Raw genomic sequence first — 20,196 nt, 5'->3', positions numbered from 1 at the left:
GAACAAATAGGAGCAACCGTGCGTCGCTCTCTCATCGTCCTCGCCGCCTTACTCGTGGCCGCCTGCGGCGGCACCCAGCCCGCCACCTCGCCAGGACAGGCCAAGCAAGCAGACAAGGTCAACGCCGGAGTGATCGCGATCGTCGACACCGCCCCGATCCACCTCGGCAAGGCCAAGGGCTTCTTCAGCGAGCAGAACATCGACCTCACGATCACCCCCGTCCAGGGTGGCGCGGCGGCGATCTCGGGGGCGGTGAGCGGGCAGTTCCAGTTCGCCTTCGCGAACACGACCTCGCTGCTGACCGCCAAGCAGCAGGGCCTCGACGTCAAGGTGGTCGCCAACGGCGTCTCCTCCACCGGCCAGCAGGGCAAGGACTTCAGCGCGGTGCTGGTCAAGCAGGACAGCCCGATCAAGACGGCCAAGGACCTGGCGGGCAAGAAGATCTCGGTCAACCAGCTCAAGAACATCGGCGACACGACCGTACGCGCTTCCGTGCGAAATGCGGGAGGCGACCCGACCGGCATCCAGTTCGTGGAGCTGCCCTTCCCCGACGCGCCCGCGGCGCTGCAGAGCGGCCGGGTGGACGCCATCTGGGTGGTCGAGCCGTTCGTCAGCCAGGCCATCAGTCAGGGGGCGCGCCCCGTGGCCTGGAACTTCGCCGACGCCGCGCCCAACCTGACCGTCGCCATGTACTTCACCACGAGCCGGACCGACCCCGACCTGACCAGGCGGTTCACGGCGGCGATGCGGAAGTCGCTGGAGTACGCCGACTCGCATCCGGACGAGGTCAGAGAGGTGCTGAAGACGTACACCAAGATCGCTCCTGAGGTGATCGCGAAGATCTACCTGCCGAAGTGGCCCGTCGAGGTGAACAAGGCGTCCGTGCAGACCGTGGCCGACCTGGCGCTGGCGGACGGGGTGCTCAAGCAGAAGGTCGACGTATCGGCGCTGGTGCCGTGACCGGTGCGCTGACGAGGATCGGGTACGGCCTCGCCGGGCTCGGCGGGCTGCTGGCGCTGATGGAGGCCGTGCCGCGGCTCGGCCTGGTCGACGAGCGGTTCCTGCCGCCCGCCTCGCGCATCCTGGGCACGCTCGCCGCGGAGCTGGCCACGCCCGAGCTGTGGATCGCGCTCGGCGAGACCATGCGCGGCTGGGCGCTGGGGCTGGCGCTGGCGTTCTGCGCGGCGGTCGCGGCGGGGGTGGTCATCGGCATCGTGCCGGGGCTGCGCGCGCTGACGAACTCCACCGTCGAGTTCCTGCGGCCCATCCCGTCGGTCGCGCTGGTGCCGCTGGCGACGCTGCTGTTCGGGCCGTCGCTCGGCTCGACGCTCATGCTCGTGGTGTACGCGTCGTTCTGGCAGGTGCTCATCCAGGTCCTGTACGGCGTCGCGTCGGTGGACTCCGTGGCCTTCGACACCGCCAGGTCGTACGGGCTGTCGGCCTGGTCCAGGGTCAGGCACCTGGTGTGGCCGACGGCGCTGCCGTACGTCATGACGGGGCTCAGGCTGGCGGCGGTGGTGGCGTTCATCCTGGCAGTGACGGCGGAGCTGGTGATCGGCAGCCCCGGCCTGGGTGCCGAGATCCAGGTGGCGCAGAGCAGCGGGGCCGTGCCGGCCGTGTACGCGCTGATCGTCCTGGCCGGACTGGTGGGTATCGGGGTGAACGTGGCCGTGCGGCTGCTCGAGCGCAGAGTGCTGGCCTGGCATCCGAGCGTCCGGTCGGAGGTGGCCGCATGAGAGTCGTCAGGCTCCTCGCCCTGCCCGTGCTGCTGGTGCTGGTCTGGTGGGCGGTCAGCGGCAGCTCGTTCTATCTGCCGAACCCCGGCCTGGTGGGGCGGGCGTTCGCCGAGACCTGGTTCTCGGAGCGCCTGGTCGAGGACGTGCTGCCGAGCGTCGGGCGGCTGCTGGCGGGGTACGCGGTGGCGGGGCTGCTCGGAGTAGGCCTCGGCGTGTCGATCGGGTCGTCGTGGCGGCTGCGGGCCACGCTGGAGCCGGTGCTGGAGTTCTTCAGGGCCATCCCGCCGCCCCTGCTGGTGCCGCTGATCATGTTGCTGGCCGGGATCGACACCCCCATGAAGGTGCTGGTCATCGTGTCCGGCTGCGTGTGGCCGATCCTGCTGAACACCGTGGAGGGCGTACGTGCGCTGGACGAGGTCCTCGCCGACACCTGCCGCATGTACGGCGTGCGCGGCGCGTCCAGACTGCGGCGGTTCGTGCTGCGCGGCGCCAGCCCGCAGATCATGACCGGGCTGCGGCAGGCATTGTCCATCGGGATCATCCTGATGGTCATCAGCGAGATGTTCGCCAGCTCCAGCGGGCTGGGGTTCACGATCGTGGTGTTCCAGCGGCAGTTCCAGATCGCCGAGATGTGGAGCGGGATCCTGCTGCTCGGGCTGCTCGGCCTGGCGCTGTCCTTCCTCTTCCGCCGCGTGGAGCGGCGGGTGCTGTCCTGGTACTACGGCAGTGGAGCCGCCCGTGCTTGAGATCTCCTCCTTGAACAAGGTCTACGAGAGCCCGGGGCGCCGGGTGGAGGCGATCCGCTCGATCACCTTCGGCGTCGGCGCCGGTGAGCTGGTGTGCGTGGTGGGGCCTTCCGGATGCGGCAAGACCACGTTGCTGAGGTGCGTCGCCGGGCTGCTGACGGTCAGCGGGGGCGAGGTGCGGGTGGACGGCGCGATCGTGACCGGGCCGCCGCCGCGCATGGCCGTGGTCTTCCAGGAGTACGGCCGGAGCCTGTTCCCGTGGATGACCGTGCGGCAGAACGTCGAGCTCCCGCTGAAGGAGAAGAAGGTGCCCGCCGGGCGGAGGCGTTCGCTGGTCTCGGACTCGCTCGAGGCCGTCGGACTCGGCGACGCCGCCGACGCCCATCCCTGGCAGTTGTCGGGCGGCATGCAGCAGCGGGTGGCCATCGCCCGGGCGGTGGCGTACGAGCCGCATGTGCTGCTGATGGACGAGCCGTTCGCCGCCGTGGACGCCCAGACCAGGGCCGACCTGGAGGACCTGATCCTGCGGCTGTGGCGGGACCTCGGGGTGACCACGCTGTTCGTCACCCACGACATCGACGAGGCCGTGTACCTGGGGCAGCGGGTGATCGTGCTGTCCTCGTCGCCGACCGTGATCATGGAGGACCTGAAGGTCGACCTGCCCCCAGAACGCGATCAGCTCACGACCCGGTCGCTGCCTCGCTTCGGGGAGCTGCGCGGGCACGTCTACCGGCAGATCCAGCGGGCGAGGGGCGAGCGATGACCACGGTCAGGGATGCCACGTTCGACGTGCTCAGGCAGTACGGGCTGACCACGATCTTCGGCAATCCCGGCTCCACCGAAGTGACGCTGCTGACCGGGCTGCCGGACGACCTGCGTTTCGTGCTCGCCCTCCACGAGGGGTCGGTCGTGGGGATGGCCACAGGGTGGGCGATCGGGCATGAGGCGCCCGCGCTGGCCGTCCTGCACACCACGGCAGGGCTGGGGAACGCGGTGGGGGCGATCGCCACCGCCCGGGTGAACCGGGTGCCGCTGGTGCTCCTGGTCGGGCAGCAGGATCGGCGGCATCTGGCGCTGGAGCCGTTCCTGACCGGGCGGCTTGCCGGGCTGGCCGGGGAATATCCGGTGTGGGTCGATCAGCCGGTGCGGGCGCAGGACGTGCCGGGAGCGGTGGCGCGGGCCTTCCACGAGGCCACGACCTTCCGCGGGCCCGCGCTGGTGGTGGTGCCGATGGACGACTGGGAGGCGCCCTTCGCCTCGACGACAGTGGCGGCGCCCGTTCGGGTGGCGCGGCCTGCCGGCGTCTCGGACGATGACCTGGCGCCGCTGGTGGAGCTGTTGTCGGGGGCCCGGTCCCCGGCGATCGTCGCGGGCGCGAGGGCGGACTGGGAGTCGCTGGTCCTGCTGGCCGAGCGGCTGGGGTGTCCGGTGTTCCAGGAGTCGTTCGGCGGGCGGGCCGGGTTCCCACAGGACCATCCGCAGTACGCCGGGGTGCTGCCGGCCGACCGGGGCCGGCTGCGGGAGGTGCTGGCCTCGCATGACGTGGTGCTCGCGGTGGGGGCTCCGGTGTTCCGGCAGTACCCGTACGCGCCCGGTCCGTTGGTGGCGCCGGGGACGTCGGTCGCGGTGGTGACGGACGACCCGGCCGAGGCGCATCGGAGCCCGGCCTCCCTGGCCTACCTCGCTTCGCCGTCGGCCGTCTGCGCTCGCCTGGCCGCCCTGCTTCCTTCTCGGTCTCCTGTCGTACGACTGGCGGACGTACCCGACATTCCCGAATTGCCAGCGGCAGGGCGGCCGTTGCGGGCGGCGCACGTGCTGCGCGAACTGGGCCTGCGGCTGCCGGCCGACACCGTGCTGATCGAGGAGACCCCGTCCTCCCGCCCCGACCTGCACCGGCTCGTGCCCGCCAGGACCCCGCTCGGCTTCCTGTCGGCGGCCATGGGCGGGCTGGGGTTCGCCGTACCCGCCGCGGTGGGCCTGCGGATGGCGCTCCCTGGCCGTCCCGTGGTCGCGGTCGTGGGCGACGGGTCGGCGCTCTACGGCATGCACGCCCTCTGGAGCGCCACGCACTACCGGGTGGGCGCGCTGTTCGTCGTTCTCGCCAACGGCCGGTACGCGGTCATGGACCGGCTGGCCGACAAGCAGGGCGGCAAGGCGCCGTGGCCGCCGTTCACCGAGGTGGACATGGGCGGCCTGGCCAGGTCGCTGGGGTGCCCGGCCAGGCGGGTGGACACGTACGACGAGCTGACGGCGGCGCTGGACGAGGTGCTGCCGTCGCTCTCCACCCGCGAGGAGCCGCTGCTGCTCGACGTGACTGTGACCGTGGATCCGGATTTCCAGCCTTAGGAGGCTCACCATGACGTTCCTTGACCCCAAGATCTGGACGGGACAGATCTTCGACGGCGGATGGACCGCCTCGCGGGCCGGTGATGCCCCGGTCATCGAGCCCGCTACCGGCAACGAACTCGGCCGCGCGGGCACGGCCGGCGCCGACGACGTGGCGGCGGCCGCCGTACGGGCTCGATCCGCGCAGCGGGCGTGGGCCGCGACGCCGTACGAGGAGCGGGCGGCGCTGCTGCGGCGGGCCGGGCGGCTGTTCGAGGAGCACGAGCAGGAGATCCAGGACTGGATCGTCCGGGAGTCCGGCGGCGTGCCGGGCAAGGCCGGGTTCGAGACGCACGTGGCGGCGCAGGAGTGCTACGAGGCGGCGGCGCTGGCCTCGCAGCCCCTCGGCGAGGTGCTGCCGACGGCCCGCAAGCGGCTCAGCTTCGCGCGGCGGGTGCCGGTCGGGGTGGTGGGGGTGATCGCGCCGTTCAACTTCCCGCTGATCCTGGGCATCCGGTCGGTCGCCCCGGCGCTCGCGCTGGGGAACGCGGTGGTGTTCAAGCCGGACCAGCGTACGGCCGTCTGCGGCGGGTTCGCGATCGCGCGGATCTTCGAGGAGGCCGGGCTGCCGAGCGGGCTCCTGCACGTGCCGCCCGGCGGTCCCGAGGCCGGTCAGGCGCTGGTCGCCGACCCGAACATCCCCGTGATCTCCTTCACCGGCTCCACCGCCGCCGGGCGCAAGGTCGGCGAGGCCGCGGCGCGCCTGCTCAAGCGGGTGCACCTGGAGCTGGGCGGGAACTCGGCACTGGTCGTGTTCGACGACGCCGAGCTCGGTCCGGCTGTGTCCGCGGGCGCGTGGGCGTCGTTCTTCCATCAGGGGCAGATCTGCATGACCTCAGGGCGGCACCTCGTGCACGAGGCCGTGGCCGAGGAGTACGTCGAGCGCCTCGCCGCCAAGGCCGCGGGGCTTCCGGTCGGCGATCCCGCCACCGGGCAGGTCGCGCTCGGGCCCCTCATCGACGCCGGGCAGCGCGACCGGGTGCATCGGCTGGTCACCTCGAGCGTGGAGGCCGGGGCCCGGCTCGCCGCCGGAGGGACGTACGAGGGGCTGTTCTACCGGCCCACCGTGCTGGCCGGGGTGCCGGTGACCGCGCCCGCGTACGCGGAGGAGGTGTTCGGGCCGGTGGCGCCGGTGACGACGTTCTCCACGCTGGAGGAGGCGGCGGCGCTGGCCGCGGACTCCGAGTACGGGTTGTCGCTGGGCATCCTCACCCGCGACGTGATGAAGGGGCTGGCGCTGGCCGACCTGGTGCCGACGGGGATCGTCCACATCAACGACCAGACCGTGGACGACGAGGCCGTGGCGCCGTTCGGCGGGGTGGGGGCCTCGGGGACGGGGGCTCGGTTCGGCGGGACCAGGGCGAACGTCGATGCCTTCACTGAGACGCAGTGGGTCACCATGCAGGGGGACGTCGCCGTGTACCCGTTCTAGGTCTTGGACTCGCGGACGATCCAGTCGTGGAACTCCTGCGCACCCTCCTCGAACAGCCAGGCGGCGGAGTCGTGGTCCGCTGGAGCCGTTCCGCCGCCCGCTGGAAGCATTGCGTGGCTCAGTGGAGGCGCTCGGCGGCCTCCACCACGTTGGACAGGAGCAGGGCGCGGGTCATGGGGCCGACGCCGCCCGGGTTGGGGGTGAGGAAGCCCGCGACCTCCGCCACGTCCAGCGCCACGTCACCGGCGATCTTCCCGTCCACCCGGGAGACCCCCACGTCGAGGACGGCCGCGCCGGGCTTGACCATGTCGCGGGTGATCAGGCCGGGCACCCCTGCCGCGGCCACCACGATGTCCGCCCGGCGCACGTGGCCGGCCAGGTCCTGGGTGCCGGTGTGGCAGAGGGTCACGGTGGCGTTCTCGCTGCGGCGGGTGAGCAGGAGGCCCAGCGAGCGGCCCACCGTGATGCCGCGCCCGACCACGGCCACCTCCGCGCCCTTGATCGGCACGCCGTACTCCTGCAGGAGCAGCACGATGCCGTGCGGGGTGCACGGGAGCGGGGCGTCGACCATGTGGACGAGGCGGCCGAGGTTGACCGGGTGGAGGCCGTCGGCGTCCTTGGCCGGGTCCATGCGCTCGAGCAGGGCCATCGTGTCGAGGTGCTTGGGGAGCGGAAGCTGGACGATGTAGCCGGTGCACTCGGGTGAGGCGTTGAGCTCGTCGACGGCCGCCTCGACCTCGGCCTGGGTGGCGGTCGCCGGGAGGTCGACGCGAATGGAGGCGATGCCCACCTCGGCGCAGTCGCGGTGCTTGCCCGCGACGTAGATCTGGCTGCCGGGGTCGTCGCCCACCAGCACGGTGCCCAGGCCGGGCGTGATGCCGCGTTCCTTGAGCGCGGCCACCCGGGCCGTGAGGTCTGCCTTGATCTTGGCGGCGGTCGCCTTGCCGTCGAGTTTCACTGCGCTCATGCCGCAATCCTTCCATGTCCGCTTCCACCTTCTGCACGCCACCCGACCGACACCGCCATCGTCAGGCGGCGTGTCTCAGACCAAGAGTTATCCACAGGCGCCAGGCAGCCCCGGTCAAGTTATCCACAGGCAATCGTTGACATCGTTGTCATTGATCTTTGAAGGGCTTAGTGTTGCGGGCGCCAGCAACATGCTCAGGAGGTTCCCCCTTGCCTTGCCGCCTGTTGTCCGCAGAGTCGACCGACCTGTTCGTGGGCTCCCAAGACGTGCCCCGACAGGTGCTGAGAGTCACCGTTGCCCAGGGAGATCACGAGTCGCCGCTGGAGCTGCGCGGCGAGGGCGTGCGACTGGCCGAGCCGGTGACCGTGCCCGCGGCCGCCGCCGTTCTCGAAGTGCCCCTGGCCGTGTCCGTGCCGCCGGGCAGCGCCGTGCCCTGCGTGATCACGCTGGCCGATGAGTCGCTGGAGGTCACGGTCACGGCCGAGGAGCCGGGCTGGACGATGTACATGGTGTCCCACTTCCACTACGACCCGGTGTGGTGGAACACGCAGGCGGCCTACACCAGCCCCTGGGAGCTGCTCTCCGGCGACGACACCACCAGACCGCTGTGGGAGCGAAACGCGTTCGCGCTGGTCGAGGCCCACATCGAGCTGGCGCTACGCGACCCCGACTACCGTTTCGTGCTGGCCGAGGTCGACTATCTCAAGCCGTTCTTCGACACCCACCCCGAGCGGCGGGCCGACCTGCGCGCGCTCATGGCCGAGGGCAGGGTCGAGCTGATCGGCGGCACGTACAACGAGCCCAACACCAACCTGACCGGTGCCGAGACGACGATCCGCAATCTCGTCTACGGCATCGGCTACCAGCGCGACATCCTGGGCGGCGACCCGCGCACCGCTTGGCAGCTCGACGTGTTCGGCCACGACCCGCAGTTCCCCGGCTACCTTGCGGCGGCCGGGCTGACCGGCAGCGCATGGGCGCGCGGGCCGTTCCATCAGTGGGGTCCGATCAGCAAAAACTTCAAGCAGGCCAAGAACGACGCCGCGCTGATGCAGTTTCCCAGCGAGTTCGAGTGGATCTCGCCGTCCGGCCAGGGGGTCCTGACGCACTACATGCCCGGCCACTACTCCGCGGGCTGGTGGATGGACTCCTCCCCATCCCTGGACGAGGCCTGCCAGGCGGTTTACGACCTCTACCGCTCGCTCAAACCGGTGGCCGCGACCAAGAACATCCTTCTCCCTGTCGGCACCGACTACACCCCGCCCAACAAGTGGGTCACCGACATCCACCGCACGTGGGCGAGCCGTTATGTCTGGCCCAGGTTCGTCTGCGCCACCCCCCGGGACTTCCTGAACGCCGTCCGCGCCGACATGTCGTCATTCAGTCCTCAGACCCGCGACATGAACCCCATCTACACCGGCAAGGACGTGTCGTACATCGACACCAAGCAGGCCCAGCGCGCCGCCGAGGTGGCCGCGCTGGACGCCGAGCGGCTCTCGACGTTCGCGACCCTTCTCGGGCTCGGCCGCTACCCGCACACGGCGCTCGACAAGGTGTGGCGTCAGCTGGCCTACGGCGCCCACCACGACGCGATCACCGGCTCGGAGTCCGACCAGGTCTACATCGACCTGCTGACCGGCTGGCGAGAGGCATACGACCTGGCCACGACCGCTCGGGGCAACGCCCTCGCCGCTCTGACGGGCCGGATCGGCGTGGACGCGCCGAGCGTGGTGGTGACCAACACCCTCCCCTTCGCCCGCGACGGCCTGGTCCGCGTGCCCCTGCCGGCCGGGCAGACCCTGGCCGACCCCTTGGGCGCCGAGATCCCCGCCGTCCGGGAGCACGGCACGCTGACCTTCCTGGCCCGCGACGTTCCGTCAATGGGCTGGCGCACGTACCAGATAGTGAACGGCTCCCCCGCCACCTGGCGTCCGACCCGAGCCGACGACCTCACCACCACTCCAGACGAGGACCTCACCACAAGCACGGCCGACGGCACCACCAACACTGCCGACGGCGCGCGGGCCACCGACCCGATCACCATCCAGAACGACCGATGGCGGGTCACGGCCGATCCCTCCCGAGGCGGTGCGCTCACCTCGATCCTCGACCGATCATCCGGCCGGGAGCTCCTCACCGGGCTCGGCAACGAGCTCCGTCTGTACGACGAATATCCCCAGCACCCGGACATGGGCGAGGGCCCCTGGCATCTCCTTCCCACGGGCCGGGCCGTAGGCTCAGCCGACACGCAGGCAGTCACCGCACGCACCGACGCCAGCCCGATAGGTCGGCGCCTGACCCTCACCGGCCAGGTCGGCGAGATCGCCTACGAGCAGACCGTCACCCTGCTGACCGGCTCCGACCGGATCGACTTCACCACCCGCGTGCTCGACCACACCGGCGCCGACCGCCTGCTCCGCGTCCGCTTCCCGGCCCGCGTCGAAGGCGCGCTGCCGGTGTCCGACGTCTCCGGCGCCGTGGTCGGCCGCGGCTTCGCGCTCCCCGACGTGGACTCGGCAGAGCACCCGTGGACGCTCGACAACCCGGCCAACACCTGGTTCGGCCTGTCCGCCACGGCGAAGGTCGATCTCGGCGAGGCGGGTGCCCGGGCATTGGGCGTGGCCGAGGTCGTGGTGCCCACCCTGGAGGACGCGCCGGAAGCCCGCGACCTGGTGGTGGCCCTGGCTCGCGTGGGCGTGACCGCCACCACCTCCTCCGCTCCAGGCACGAGGTACGGCTGGCTCGACGTCGACTCGAACCTCCCGGACGTACGCATCATCCTGGGCGGCCCCGACACCAACCCGCTGGCCGCCGAGGTCCTCTCCCGAGCAGACCCGGCCTACCTGGACGCCCTGAAGTCAGGCGCGTCCCGAGTGTGGGTCCCGGCCGAACGCCCCCTCGCGGAGGTCTGGCAGCCGAGCGCCGACCTACGCGACGTACGCGCCCTCCCGGCCCTGATCGTCAACGGCCCGGTCGCCGACCTGGTGGCAGATCTGAACGACGCGACAGTCGAAGCGGTGTGTCCCCTGGGCACGGAGAGCCTCGACAACCGCACGGTCGCCCTGCTCGCCTACGGTCTTCCCGGCTTCGCGGTCGACCCGTCGGGCGCACTACACCTGTCGTTGATGCGCTCCTGCACGGGCTGGCCATCCGGCATCTGGCTGGACCCACCTCACCGCACGACGCCAGACGGCTCAGGCTTCCAGCTCCAACACTGGACGCACGAATTCTCGTACTCGCTGGTCGCCGGCGAGGGAGACTGGCGAGCTCAGCAACTCCCCGCCAAGGCCCAGGAGCACATCACGCCTCTGCTCCCGCGCGCCATCACAACCCCCCAAACCGGCGGTCTCCCCCAAACCCACTCCCTCCTGACCCTTACCCCCGCCCGAGACGTCCTCCTGGGCACCCTCAAGGCCACCGGCAACCCGCACGCCCACGGCCACACCACCGGGCCCGACCAAGGCGTGACGCTCCGTTTGGTCGAATCCACCGGCCTGGGCTCCACCGCGGAGATCACCTCCCCCCTCCTCCCTCTGCACTCCCTGACCCACTCCGACCTCCTGGAACACCCCGGCGCCCCGGTCGCGGACCCCGCCCTCCCCCTGACCGGCTCCGAAATCGCCACTTACGTGGCCACCACTTCACCCACCAAGCCGGACACCCCTGCGGACCGCGGCACCGTGCTTCCGGAGTCGACCCCGGATCTCGGCCCCACAGCAGAGCAGGCCCAGCCGGTCTTCACCCGCTACTGGCTCCACAACAAGGGCCCGGCACCGCTCGGCTACCTGCCGATCTCCCTGGCGATCAGCCCTGGACTGGTCACCCCGTCGGACGGAGAGCCCTTCGACGTGGACGTGGTGCTCTCCTCCCACCTGACGGACGAGCCCCACGAGGGTCTAGTCACCCTTCGCGTCCCGGAAGGCTGGAGCGCCACCCCGGCACAACGCGCCTTCCGCCTCCCCCCGGGCGGCCACCTTCGCTTCCCGGTCACCGTGACTCCGCCCACCACTCCCGCGGCCGACGGAAGCGCCCATCCGCCCACGGGCCTGCACTTCATCTCCGCCCGCACCTCGGTAGGCGGCCAGCTCATCGAAGACGTCACCACAGTGGCCCTCGGCAGCACCCCCGAACTCCCGGTCCAGGGCACACCGCCCTCGTCCGCAAAGGCCGACCGCGGCACCAAGTCCGCCGAGGCCCGCCCAACCGGCCTGTCCGTCTCCCCCCTCACCGACGCTCTCGCCCTCCGCCCTGGCACCAGCACCTCCCTCGTGCTGAGGCTCACCAACACCACCTCCGACGAGATCCGCGGCGAGTCCCAACTCGCGTCCCCCTGGGGGACGTGGCACCTGCTCCCCGAGGTCATCCAGGGCTTCACGGTCGCGGCGGGCGAAACGGTGGACGTGTCGTTCCCGGTGGAGGTGCCCGAGGACGCACCAACCGGCCACGCCTGGGCACTGGCCAAGGTCATGTGGTTCGGCCGCTGCCAGTACAGCCCAGCGATCCGCCTGGAGGTGACCCGGTGACGACCCCATACCTCCGGGAGGAGGTGACCCCGTGACCACCCGCACACATCCGGAGGGAGACGGCCGGGTGACGGTTCCCGCGCACGCGCCAGGAAGTGACCCCCTGAAGAACCCTGCGGCAGATGGGCGGGTGGCGGCTCCCGCGCACGCGCCGAGAGGTGACCTGGCAACCACGCACGCACACGCATCCGGAAGTGGCCCGGTAGCGGTACGTGTGCGCCCGCCTGCCGCCGGCGCGGCCTCGGCGCCCGGCGTGGGTGCGGTGGCCGGGTGGGTCGACGGTCGTCCGATTCCCCGTGAGCGGCTCCAACGACGCATCGCCGAACTGCGCAACGGGCCCTTCCGCGCGACGCTGCCCGTGCCCGGAAGCTCGGAAGACCGTCAACTAGCCAGGTGGCTGACCCAGGTCATCCTCACGGAAGCGCTGTGCGAAGCGCTGGCATCGGACCTGGGGCTCGATCCGGTGGAGGCCGAGCCGTTCGAGGGCGTGGCCGCCGTCGAACTGGGCTCCATCAACACCGCCGCCTACAACGGCAACCCGTGGGTGCGCGCCGTGTTCGAGCACGTCACCGCCGCTGCGGAAGCCCCACCGGAGTGGCGATCCCCCGCCTCCGCCGAGGGCGCCCCGCAGCACCTCATCCGGCACCGCCTCTTCCCTGACCACTCGAGCGCCCACCGCGCGACGCCCGATGCCCTCGACTCGCTCGGCCCGGCATCGCTCGACTCCCTGCCTGCGGCAATTGCCGATGCGCTCCAACGCCATCCATACGGCACCCTGGTCGGCCCGGTGCAGGACACTTTGGGCTGGCACGTCGCAATCGCCACTCCCTTCGAAGAGCGAGGAGCCGCCCTACGGCCAGCACCAAGGCCTCCCCTACCGACCGCATGCAACACACCCACCTCAGCGAAGCAAGCCATCACCCCGACCCAACAGGACCGGAGTGGAGCGACGCTGCTGGATGCCGCGCGGCGGAGGATCTTCGCTCGCTGGCTGGATGACATGCGCGCCAAGAAGGTCGAACTCGTGCCCGGACTGGAACACCCTGGCGATCCTCGCCAGCCCGACAACCACCACAAACATTGATGACCTACGTACTTGCCATTGACATCGGAGGAACCAAACTCGCCGCCGCATTGGTGGACGAGGAGGGTTCCGTGTTGCGTTCCGGTACGCGGCCCACGCCACGTACGGACGTCATGTCCGCCCTGACGGCGCTCATCGCGGAAGTGACCGAGGGCGGTCCGCCACCGGAAGCCGTCGGGATCGGGTGCGCCGGGCCGCTGGACCTCGCCACCGGGACAGTGAGCCCCGTGAACATGCCCAGCTGGCGCGGCTTCCCCCTGCGCGAGGAGGTGCGGAAGCTGACGGGGCTGCCCACCGTTCTCGCAGGCGACGCGCAGTGCTTCGCGCTCGGGGAGCACTGGCTGGGGGCGGGACGTGACAGTGCCTCGTTGCTCGGGATCGTGGTGTCCACCGGGATCGGCGGTGGGCTGGTGATCGACGGCATGCCGCTGCTGGGGCCGACCGGAAACGCGGGACACGTCGGCCACATGTCCATCGATCCCAACGGCGAGCGGTGCGAGTGCGGCGGCCGGGGTTGCGTCGAACGCTACTCCAGCGGACCTAATCTCGCCCGCTGGGCCCTGGACAACGGCTGGTCGCCAGCCCCAGATGAGAAGGCGGACGCGCGAGCGCTCGCCAGGGACGCCGCGGCGGGCGATCCGGTCGCGGTGGCGGCGTTCGAACGCGGCGCGCGGGCGCTGGCCGGGATGATCGCCTCCACGGCGGCCGCAGTCGAGATCACCACGGTGGTCATCGGGGGCGGGGTGTCGGCGGCGGGAAAGGTGCTGTTCGACCCGCTGGAGCGCATGCTGGACGACGTGGCGGGGCTGGCGTTCGTCCGGGCGGTACGGGTCCACCAGAGCACGCTCGGCGTGCACGCGGCCCTGGCGGGAGCCGCCCGCCTGGCCTGGCAGCACACGTAGCCCGGCAGCGCGCGTCGCCGGCCCGATGGTGCTGTGACCGGAAGTGGTGGCCGGGTTCGGGCCGGGGGTGGACCTCATGCACAGCGGATCACGGCTCTTGTTCGGTAACGAGAAGTGGGAGATCCTTGCGGCCGATGATCCTTCAGGGACAGAGACGATATGCACTCTCCCTACGGAGGTCCTGACCCCCGCCCTCCGGCACCGCAGGGTCATCAGCCGCCCCCGCCGCCGACGTCAGGCGTCGCCGTCGCCAGCCTCGTCTTCGGGATCATCGGACTTTTCGGCAGTTGGTGCTTGTTCGGCATCCCGTCCATCGTGGCCGTCGTCTGGGTCATGTGGCCACCACGAAGACCAAACGTGGCCTCAGGCCGGGGCACGGCCTGGCGGTGGCCGGACTCATCCTCGGCTACCTCGTGGTCGTTCCGGCACTCATCGTCTCTGGGCTCATCCTCACGCACCCTGTGACGTTGGCCCAATGGATCAACACCTTTTTCGATGGCATAGATCCCTGATGAACACTTAGCGCTGTGAACCCGACGTGCCTGCCGATTGGTGGCGCACCCAGTGCCTTGACCCCGCCAGACGAGAACTTGTCCTTCCGAGGAAGCGCCTGCCAAACGGCCACGTCCCTCCCTGCCAGGGGAACCTGTCACAGGGCTGTACTTGTCCCTGAGAGGGACGACGCGAGGCAGGGCCGCAGGCCTCGAAAGGGGCACCTGCCACAAGGGCACGGATCCTCGCCAGGGAGAACCCCGCCCTAGGGTCGCGGGCCGTACCTTCAAGGGAGACCCTCGACGGCCCGAGCAAGCCACCGGTGGGAATGGGCAGCACACCGGCCGCGGGGCTTTGTGCTACTCGCGCTCGGCGGCTTGGGCTTCGCGGCGCTCGATGATCCGGCGGGTGAACGGGATGATCTCGACGACACGGCTGCCGAGGTAGGCACCGATGAAGGCGAGCACCACGAGGATGAAGGGGCTGGTGGCGAAGCCGTTCACGGTGACGAATGCCTGCAGGATCGGATCGAGCAAGGGGAACTCCGTGGGGGATCAGCAAGGTAGAGGGGCCATCAGGCTAACCGCATCTCACGAATGCTTGCCTCTAAAACGGCTAAAGAGCGACATGATTGGCTATGTCGCCCCTTAACGGACGATCAACGCACCTTGGACAGGCGCTCCTTTGAGCGGGCGAGGCAAGCGTCTTGCACCGGATGCATCGGCCCCACCCGAAACGGCGGTCGGCCGGCCTTGTCCCGCGTGGCGGGTGGAGAGCGGACAGGCCCTTGGCGGGCATGCCCGGAGGCTCGTCATGGGCCCCGAGCCCCCTGCGGAGGGCCGCCGCCTTGGTCCGAGTGCCTTGTGGGGGGCGGGTCGGGGCGCCACGTAACGGCAGCCCGGGTCTCCCATAGCGCGCAACCCAGGGGCCCACGGTGGCGCACCCACACACACCCCGGGTCCCCGTAGCGGGTCGCCGAGCGCAGCCTAGGCACGACCGGGATAATCCGCTGCCCACCGACCCGTCTCCCCGTGGCACGCCGGCACGCCCCAGTCCCCGTAGCCGATCACCCAAGCGCCACGCAGCCACAACCCGCGGCCCGCGACCCGTGTCCGTGATGGCGGGCCAGCCCCGGTCCAGCGCCCCCGTAGCGGGCGACCCGAGGTCCAAGTGGGTGGCCCGCGTCCCAAGTGGTGGGACGGCGGCCTGAGTGGCTGCGTAGCGGCGGCCCGGGTGCCCAGGTAAGGGCGGCCCGGTGCCTTGGGTTAGTGGAAGAAGTGGCGGGTGCCGGTGAAGTAGAGGGTGATTCCGGCCTTCTCGGCGGCCTCGATGACCAGTTCGTCCCGGATGGAGCCGCCGGGCTCCACGATGAACCGTACGCCGGCGTCGATCAGCACCTGCGCCCCGTCCGGGAACGGGAAGTACGCGTCCGAGGCCGCGACCGCACCAGCCGCCCGATCCCCCGCCCTGGCGACCGCCAGGCGGCACGAGTCCACCCGGTTGACCTGGCCCATGCCCACGCCCACGGTCGCCCCGTCGCTGGCCAGCAGGATGGCGTTGGACTTCACCGAGCGGCAGGCGCGCCAGGCGAACTCCAGGTCGGCCAGCTGCTCGAGCGATGCAGGCGCGCCGGTCTTGAGCTCCCACTGCGCGGCCGAGTCGCCGGTCGCGTCCACCTTGTCCACGGTCTGCGCCAGGAGGCCGCCGTCGATCTCGCGGAACTCGGTCTGCCGCGACGGCCCCTCCGGGCAGCCCAGCAGGCGCAGGCTCTTCTTGCCCCGCAGCACCTCCAGCGCCTCCGCCTCATAGGACGGCGCGATGACGACCTCGGTGAAGATGTCGAAGATCTGCCTGGCCAGCTCGACCGTGACCTCGCGGTTGACGGCGATCACGCCGCCGTACGCCGACACGGGGTCGCACGCGTGCGCCTTGCGGTGTGCCTCGGCCACGTCGGCGCCGACGGCGATGCCGCAGGGGTTCTGGTGCTTGATGATGGCCACGCACGGCTCGGCGAAGTCCCAGGCGGCCCGCCAGGCGGCGTCGGAGTCGAGGTAGTTGTTGTACGACATCTCCTTGCCGTGCAGCTGCTCGGCATTGGCCAGCCCGCTCGCGCCACCCGTGTAGAGCGCGGCGCGCTGGTGCGGGTTCTCGCCGTACCGCAGCGTGGCCTTGCGCTCGTACGTGGCCCCCGTGAACTCGGGGAACTCGCCGTCCCCGTGCGTACGCGCGAACCAGTTCGCCACAGCCACGTCGTACGAGGCCGTGTGCGCGTAGGCGATGCCGGCCAGCCGCCTGCGCTCGGTCAGCGTGAAGCCGCCCTCGGCCAGCGCGTTGCGCACGTCGCCGTAGAAGGCGGGGTCGACCACGACCGTGCAGGTGTTGTGGTTCTTGGCGGCGCCCCTGATCATGGCGGGCCCGCCGATGTCGATCTGCTCGACGCACTCCTCATCGGACGCGCCGGAGGCCACCGTCTCCTGGAACGGGTAGAGGTTCACCACGACGAGCTGGAACGGGTCGATCTCCAGCTCCTCCAGCTGGGCGACGTGGTGCGGCTTGGTGACGTCGGCCAGCAGCCCGGCGTGCACGCGCGGGTGCAGCGTCTTGACCCGCCCGTCCAGGCACTCCGGGAACCCGGTCAGCTGCTCGACCTTCGTCACTGGGATCCCGTACGACGAGATCGCGGCGGCGGTGCCACCGGTCGAGACGATCTCCACCCCTGCGCCGTCGAGGGCCCTGGCCAGCTCCTCGAGCCCGGACTTGTCGTAAACAGCGATCAGCGCGCGCCGGATGGCGATGCGAGTCACGTGCTTTCCCCTCCTGTTTAGTTGCCGATGCGGACGATACGTCCGCTGACCGTCCAGCCCTCGCGGACCATCCGGCCGACGATGTCGACGAGCAGGCGCCGCTCGACGGTCTTGATGCGTTCGTGCAGGACCGTCTCGTCGTCGTCCGGGAGTACGGGCACCGCCTCCTGGGCGATGATCGGCCCGCTGTCGACGCCCTCGTCGGCCAGCATCACCGTGCAGCCGGTCACCTTGACCCCGTGGGCCAGCGCGTCCCGCACGCCGTGCGCGCCGGGGAACGACGGCAGCAGCGCCGGGTGGGTGTTCAGCACGGGAAAGGCGTCAAGGGTCGGCGGACCCAAAATTTTCATGAAGCCCGCCGACACCACCAGGTCAGGCTCGTATTCTGCGATCCTGGCCGCGATGGCGGCATCCCACTCCGCCCGCGTCGCGTAATCGCCCAATTTTTCAACAAAAGTCGGTACGTTCGCCCTCGCTGCCCTGTCCAGCCCCTCAATCCCATCCCTGTCCGCGCCGACCGCGACCACGCGTACCCCGTACGACGGGTCGGCGGAAGCGTCCAGCAGGGCCTGTAGGTTGGTTCCAGAGCCGGAGACGAGGACGACGAGCCGCCCAGCCTTAGACACGCACACTCCAAAAAGGAAACAGGGTGGGGGTCACAGGGTATCTGTTCCTCGCCCGGCGACGCAGAGGAGGTCAGGTGTCGACACCGGTGAAGGCACCGGCAGGCCAGCAGCCCGCTGATTCGGCGGGCCGCCGAGCGATCTGGTTGTCCATCGCAGCGCTGGCCATGACGTTCATGTTGCCGCTCGCCGGACTGGTCATGGCGTTGTTCGCGCTGATGGCCGGGATCCGGGCGTTCCCGCTGCTGAAGGCCTCGGGCCGGTCCATGGGCGCCGCCGTGGGCGGCATCACCATCTCCTCGATCGCGCTGGCGCTGTCGGCCCTGGCCACGGGGATGCAGCTGTACCTGATGGACGAATACTCGGCCTACCAGGAGTGCATGAAGGGCGCGGGGACCGTTTCCGCTCAGGGCGAATGCTTCGCGCAGTTCAGGGAGGCGGCCCAGCGCAAGCTCCCCGCCGACGTGCTGGAGATGCTCGGGGCCATGCAGCCGTAACCGGGGCACGTCCCGGGGGCAAATGCCCCCGGGCTCGGGTCCGTGGGGCAGGACGACGTTCGCGGGGCGCGGAAGAGGCGACGTGCGGGCGCCCGGGTGTGTCGCCGGGCACCGACTCGGATGTGCTGGCGCGCTGAGCGTACGTGGAGGACGTGCGGCCTAGTCGCGGTCCCAGGCGTACGGGTCGACGTAGATCACATGGCCGCCGCGGTCGTCCGACTCGTCCACGATGTCCTTGCGCGGTGGGCGGGCCGACTCCGGGGGACGCGGGCGGGCCTGGGCCAGGGTCTCCGCCTCGGCCGAGGCGTGCTCGTCCTGCCAGTCGTCCCTGATGACCGGGATCTCCTGGGTGTCGGCCTCGGTGGCGTCCATCCAGTGGCCGGGCAGCGGTCGCGGGTCGGACTCGGCCAGACCCACCTTGCTCGCCGCCTTGGCGATGGCGGCCCCGGCCTTGCGCACCGGAGCGGCCGCCCTGTCGAGCGGCGCGCGAGCGCGCTTGTTGAGCAGCAGCAGGTTGGTCACGCCGGCGGAGATGCCCGCGGCCACACCGACCTCGAGCGCCACCGACAGCGCCACCTCCCAGGGCGAGGGTCCCACCGTGGCCAGCCGGCCGCCGCCGATGGGCCCGCCGGACAACGCCGCCAGCACCCCCGCCACGAGCCCGGTGACGACCCCGCTGAGGAACCCCCAGAGCGGCGCGGCCTCATAGGACGGCGACGGCGAGATCCTGGCCACCATCACCCCGGCTACGGCCCCCGCCGCGAACGGCAGCGCGATCACCGCCATCATCCACCCCGGCACCGTCCCGCTCTCCGGCAAGGCCCCCAGCAGCGGCAGGCTCGGCACCGTGCCGAGCTGCACCCCGGTGGGCGCGACCAGGGTGTCGGCCCCGATGGCGAACCCAGGCCCGGCGATATAGGAGGAGGCCCAGATGACGGCGTTCAGCAGATAGAGCACCTGCAGCAACAGCAGCAGCACCCCGCCGACGAACCCGGGCGAGAGCACGCTGGACAGCTCCTTGACCTGCCCGAAGTTCAGCACGACGGCGACCAGCACCAGCGCGAGCCCGGCCACGAGCAGCACGGTCGTGGCGACCGCCGTGCCGACGGTGAGCGCGCGTATCCGCTCGGGCAGCAGCCGCAGCATCACCCGCCAGGGGCCGATCATCCGCGCCGTCGCCAACGCCCCCGCCAGGAAGGCCAGCACGAAGTGGCTGAGCAGCGCCTCGCCGATGTACGGCTGGGTGATCTCGTTGCTCGCCGCGAGCGCGATCAACCCCGCGAGCAGCGCGTACGGGGCCGCCAGCGACACCCCGGCCTGGACCACCAGGGCGAACTGGGCCCGCCGGCGGGCCCCGGCCTGCTCCTTCGGGCTGTTCTTCGGCAGCCGGGCGGGCAACCGCAGCCGCAGGTCCGCATCGCGTGCCATCCACCGGCCGGCGCGATAGAGCAGCACAGCGGGCAGGATCATCAGCCCCAGGGGCAGCAGCCCGACCCGTCCGGAGGGTATCGCGAACCCGGCGTGGTGCGCCGCCAGCCAGAGCTGCGCCGCGGTGCGGAACACGCCCGGCAGCCCCGCCCCCAGCGTGCCGCGCGGCGCGGCGATCCAGCCGACGAGGGTGAGTGTGGTGAGTGCGGCCAGCCCGACGCCCAGTGTGCAGGCGGCGGCCAGCATCCCCGACACGGGCAGCGGCCGCCTCGTCTCGTCGTCATCGCTCGAGACCCCGGGGAGCTTGCCGAGCACCGACCGGGGGGCAGTACGCAACTGGTCGAGAATCGCCGTCACAGTAGGCGATTTTCTCAAGGTTTCACGACCAGCGCTTGGTTGACGCGCCGCCCCTCGCCCACTTTGTGACCACGAAAGCTCCCGATTCACGGGTACGGAGGCGGCTCAGGGGTGCGGCCGCCGCGGGAGACGGCCCACGGAGTCACCACGGAGACGGCCCAGGGTGCGCCGTTACGGTGGCCTGCCGCGTGCGGGTCAGCGAGCGTCACCCTGGAGGCCC

The 20,196-nt window shown here is 70.8% G+C and carries 17 protein-coding genes; 11 read left to right on the top strand and 6 right to left on the bottom strand.

The window, feature by feature from the left end; translation table 11 throughout:
• The first annotated feature begins 18 nt into the window (after positions 1 to 18).
• From AB0J09_RS00240 to AB0J09_RS00215, 6 genes are read left to right on the top strand one after another with little or no spacing between them, the layout of a single operon-like run.
• Entirely contained in the window at positions 19 to 960 is a 942-nt protein-coding gene (locus AB0J09_RS00240) for an ABC transporter substrate-binding protein (RefSeq protein ID WP_360682813.1), read from the top strand.
• The gene (locus AB0J09_RS00235) at positions 957 to 1,736 is read left to right on the top strand and encodes an ABC transporter permease (RefSeq protein WP_360682811.1); all 780 of its coding nucleotides are present in this window, start codon (positions 957 to 959) and stop codon (positions 1,734 to 1,736) included. Before AB0J09_RS00240 ends, AB0J09_RS00235 begins: the two co-directional genes overlap by 4 nt.
• Complete coding sequence (locus AB0J09_RS00230) at positions 1,733 to 2,482, top strand: ABC transporter permease (protein WP_360682809.1); 750 nt, start codon at positions 1,733 to 1,735, stop codon at positions 2,480 to 2,482. Before AB0J09_RS00235 ends, AB0J09_RS00230 begins: the two co-directional genes overlap by 4 nt.
• Positions 2,475 to 3,245, top strand: coding sequence for an ABC transporter ATP-binding protein (locus AB0J09_RS00225; RefSeq protein ID WP_360682807.1), 771 nt, complete (start codon positions 2,475 to 2,477; stop codon positions 3,243 to 3,245). The genes AB0J09_RS00230 and AB0J09_RS00225 overlap by 8 nt, the downstream gene beginning before the upstream one ends.
• Positions 3,242 to 4,828, top strand: a complete 1,587-nt coding sequence (locus AB0J09_RS00220; protein ID WP_360682805.1) for a thiamine pyrophosphate-dependent enzyme — start codon at positions 3,242 to 3,244, stop codon at positions 4,826 to 4,828. The genes AB0J09_RS00225 and AB0J09_RS00220 overlap by 4 nt, the downstream gene beginning before the upstream one ends.
• A 10-nt stretch (positions 4,829 to 4,838) precedes the next feature.
• Positions 4,839 to 6,299, top strand: a complete 1,461-nt coding sequence (locus AB0J09_RS00215; protein ID WP_360682803.1) for a benzaldehyde dehydrogenase — start codon at positions 4,839 to 4,841, stop codon at positions 6,297 to 6,299.
• Between the two features lie 118 nt (positions 6,300 to 6,417).
• Here AB0J09_RS00215 and AB0J09_RS00210 read toward each other — a convergent pair whose 3' ends face one another.
• Positions 6,418 to 7,266 (bottom strand): bifunctional methylenetetrahydrofolate dehydrogenase/methenyltetrahydrofolate cyclohydrolase, encoded by an 849-nt coding sequence (locus tag AB0J09_RS00210; protein WP_360682801.1) that lies wholly within the window; start codon positions 7,264 to 7,266, stop codon positions 6,418 to 6,420.
• Positions 7,267 to 7,490: 224 nt separating this feature from the next.
• Between AB0J09_RS00210 and AB0J09_RS00205 the strand changes: the two genes are divergently transcribed.
• The 3 genes from AB0J09_RS00205 (at position 7,491) to AB0J09_RS00195 (ending at position 13,775) form a co-directional block, all read left to right on the top strand.
• Positions 7,491 to 11,789 carry an NEW3 domain-containing protein gene (locus tag AB0J09_RS00205; protein ID WP_360682799.1) on the top strand — a complete coding sequence of 1,433 codons (4,299 nt, stop codon included), beginning with the start codon at positions 7,491 to 7,493 and terminating at the stop codon, positions 11,787 to 11,789.
• 262 nt (positions 11,790 to 12,051) lie between these two features.
• Entirely contained in the window at positions 12,052 to 12,873 is an 822-nt protein-coding gene (locus AB0J09_RS00200; protein WP_360682797.1) for a hypothetical protein, read from the top strand.
• Positions 12,873 to 13,775: an ROK family protein gene (locus AB0J09_RS00195; RefSeq protein WP_360682795.1), complete on the top strand. Its 903-nt coding sequence runs from the start codon at positions 12,873 to 12,875 to the stop codon at positions 13,773 to 13,775. Before AB0J09_RS00200 ends, AB0J09_RS00195 begins: the two co-directional genes overlap by 1 nt.
• A 212-nt stretch (positions 13,776 to 13,987) precedes the next feature.
• On the opposite strand, the gene AB0J09_RS00190 is transcribed toward AB0J09_RS00195, so the two are convergent.
• Positions 13,988 to 14,110, bottom strand: coding sequence for a hypothetical protein (locus tag AB0J09_RS00190; RefSeq protein WP_360682793.1), 123 nt, complete (start codon positions 14,108 to 14,110; stop codon positions 13,988 to 13,990).
• Between AB0J09_RS00190 and AB0J09_RS00185 the strand changes: the two genes are divergently transcribed.
• Positions 14,111 to 14,287 (top strand): hypothetical protein, encoded by a 177-nt coding sequence (locus AB0J09_RS00185; RefSeq protein WP_360682791.1) that lies wholly within the window; start codon positions 14,111 to 14,113, stop codon positions 14,285 to 14,287. It begins immediately after the preceding gene.
• 339 nt (positions 14,288 to 14,626) lie between these two features.
• On the opposite strand, the gene AB0J09_RS00180 is transcribed toward AB0J09_RS00185, so the two are convergent.
• The 3 genes from AB0J09_RS00180 to purN form a co-directional block, all read right to left on the bottom strand.
• Entirely contained in the window at positions 14,627 to 14,803 is a 177-nt protein-coding gene (locus AB0J09_RS00180; protein WP_360682789.1) for a hypothetical protein, read from the bottom strand.
• A 729-nt stretch (positions 14,804 to 15,532) separates the two neighbouring features.
• Positions 15,533 to 17,071, bottom strand: coding sequence for a bifunctional phosphoribosylaminoimidazolecarboxamide formyltransferase/IMP cyclohydrolase (purH, locus tag AB0J09_RS00175; RefSeq protein WP_360682787.1), 1,539 nt, complete (start codon positions 17,069 to 17,071; stop codon positions 15,533 to 15,535).
• A gap of 17 nt (positions 17,072 to 17,088) precedes the next feature.
• The gene (purN, locus tag AB0J09_RS00170; protein ID WP_360682785.1) at positions 17,089 to 17,697 is read right to left on the bottom strand and encodes a phosphoribosylglycinamide formyltransferase; all 609 of its coding nucleotides are present in this window, start codon (positions 17,695 to 17,697) and stop codon (positions 17,089 to 17,091) included.
• A gap of 74 nt (positions 17,698 to 17,771) precedes the next feature.
• Between purN and AB0J09_RS00165 the strand changes: the two genes are divergently transcribed.
• On the top strand, positions 17,772 to 18,191 hold the full coding sequence (locus AB0J09_RS00165) for a hypothetical protein (protein WP_360682783.1): 420 nt from the start codon (positions 17,772 to 17,774) through the stop codon (positions 18,189 to 18,191).
• 159 nt (positions 18,192 to 18,350) lie between these two features.
• Here AB0J09_RS00165 and AB0J09_RS00160 read toward each other — a convergent pair whose 3' ends face one another.
• Positions 18,351 to 19,976, bottom strand: a complete 1,626-nt coding sequence (locus tag AB0J09_RS00160; RefSeq protein ID WP_360682781.1) for a DUF6350 family protein — start codon at positions 19,974 to 19,976, stop codon at positions 18,351 to 18,353.
• Between the last annotated feature and the right edge of the window lie 220 nt (positions 19,977 to 20,196).

The sequence above is a fragment of the Nonomuraea sp. NPDC049784 genome (genome assembly GCF_040659615.1).
In the GTDB taxonomy this organism is placed as follows: domain Bacteria; phylum Actinomycetota; class Actinomycetes; order Streptosporangiales; family Streptosporangiaceae; genus Nonomuraea.
This window is presented reverse-complemented; position numbering and strand designations above follow the sequence as displayed.

Coding starts and splice junctions, on each gene's coding strand:
- AB0J09_RS00230 (WP_360682809.1), top strand. CDS start 1,733: ATGAGAGTCGTCAGGCTCCTCGCCCTGCCCGTGCTGCTGGTGCTGGTC.
- AB0J09_RS00220 (WP_360682805.1), top strand. CDS start 3,242: ATGACCACGGTCAGGGATGCCACGTTCGACGTGCTCAGGCAGTACGGG.
- AB0J09_RS00215 (WP_360682803.1), top strand. CDS start 4,839: ATGACGTTCCTTGACCCCAAGATCTGGACGGGACAGATCTTCGACGGC.
- AB0J09_RS00210 (WP_360682801.1), bottom strand. CDS start 7,266: ATGAGCGCAGTGAAACTCGACGGCAAGGCGACCGCCGCCAAGATCAAG.
- AB0J09_RS00195 (WP_360682795.1), top strand. CDS start 12,873: ATGACCTACGTACTTGCCATTGACATCGGAGGAACCAAACTCGCCGCC.
- AB0J09_RS00190 (WP_360682793.1), bottom strand. CDS start 14,110: ATGACCCAGACGACGGCCACGATGGACGGGATGCCGAACAAGCACCAA.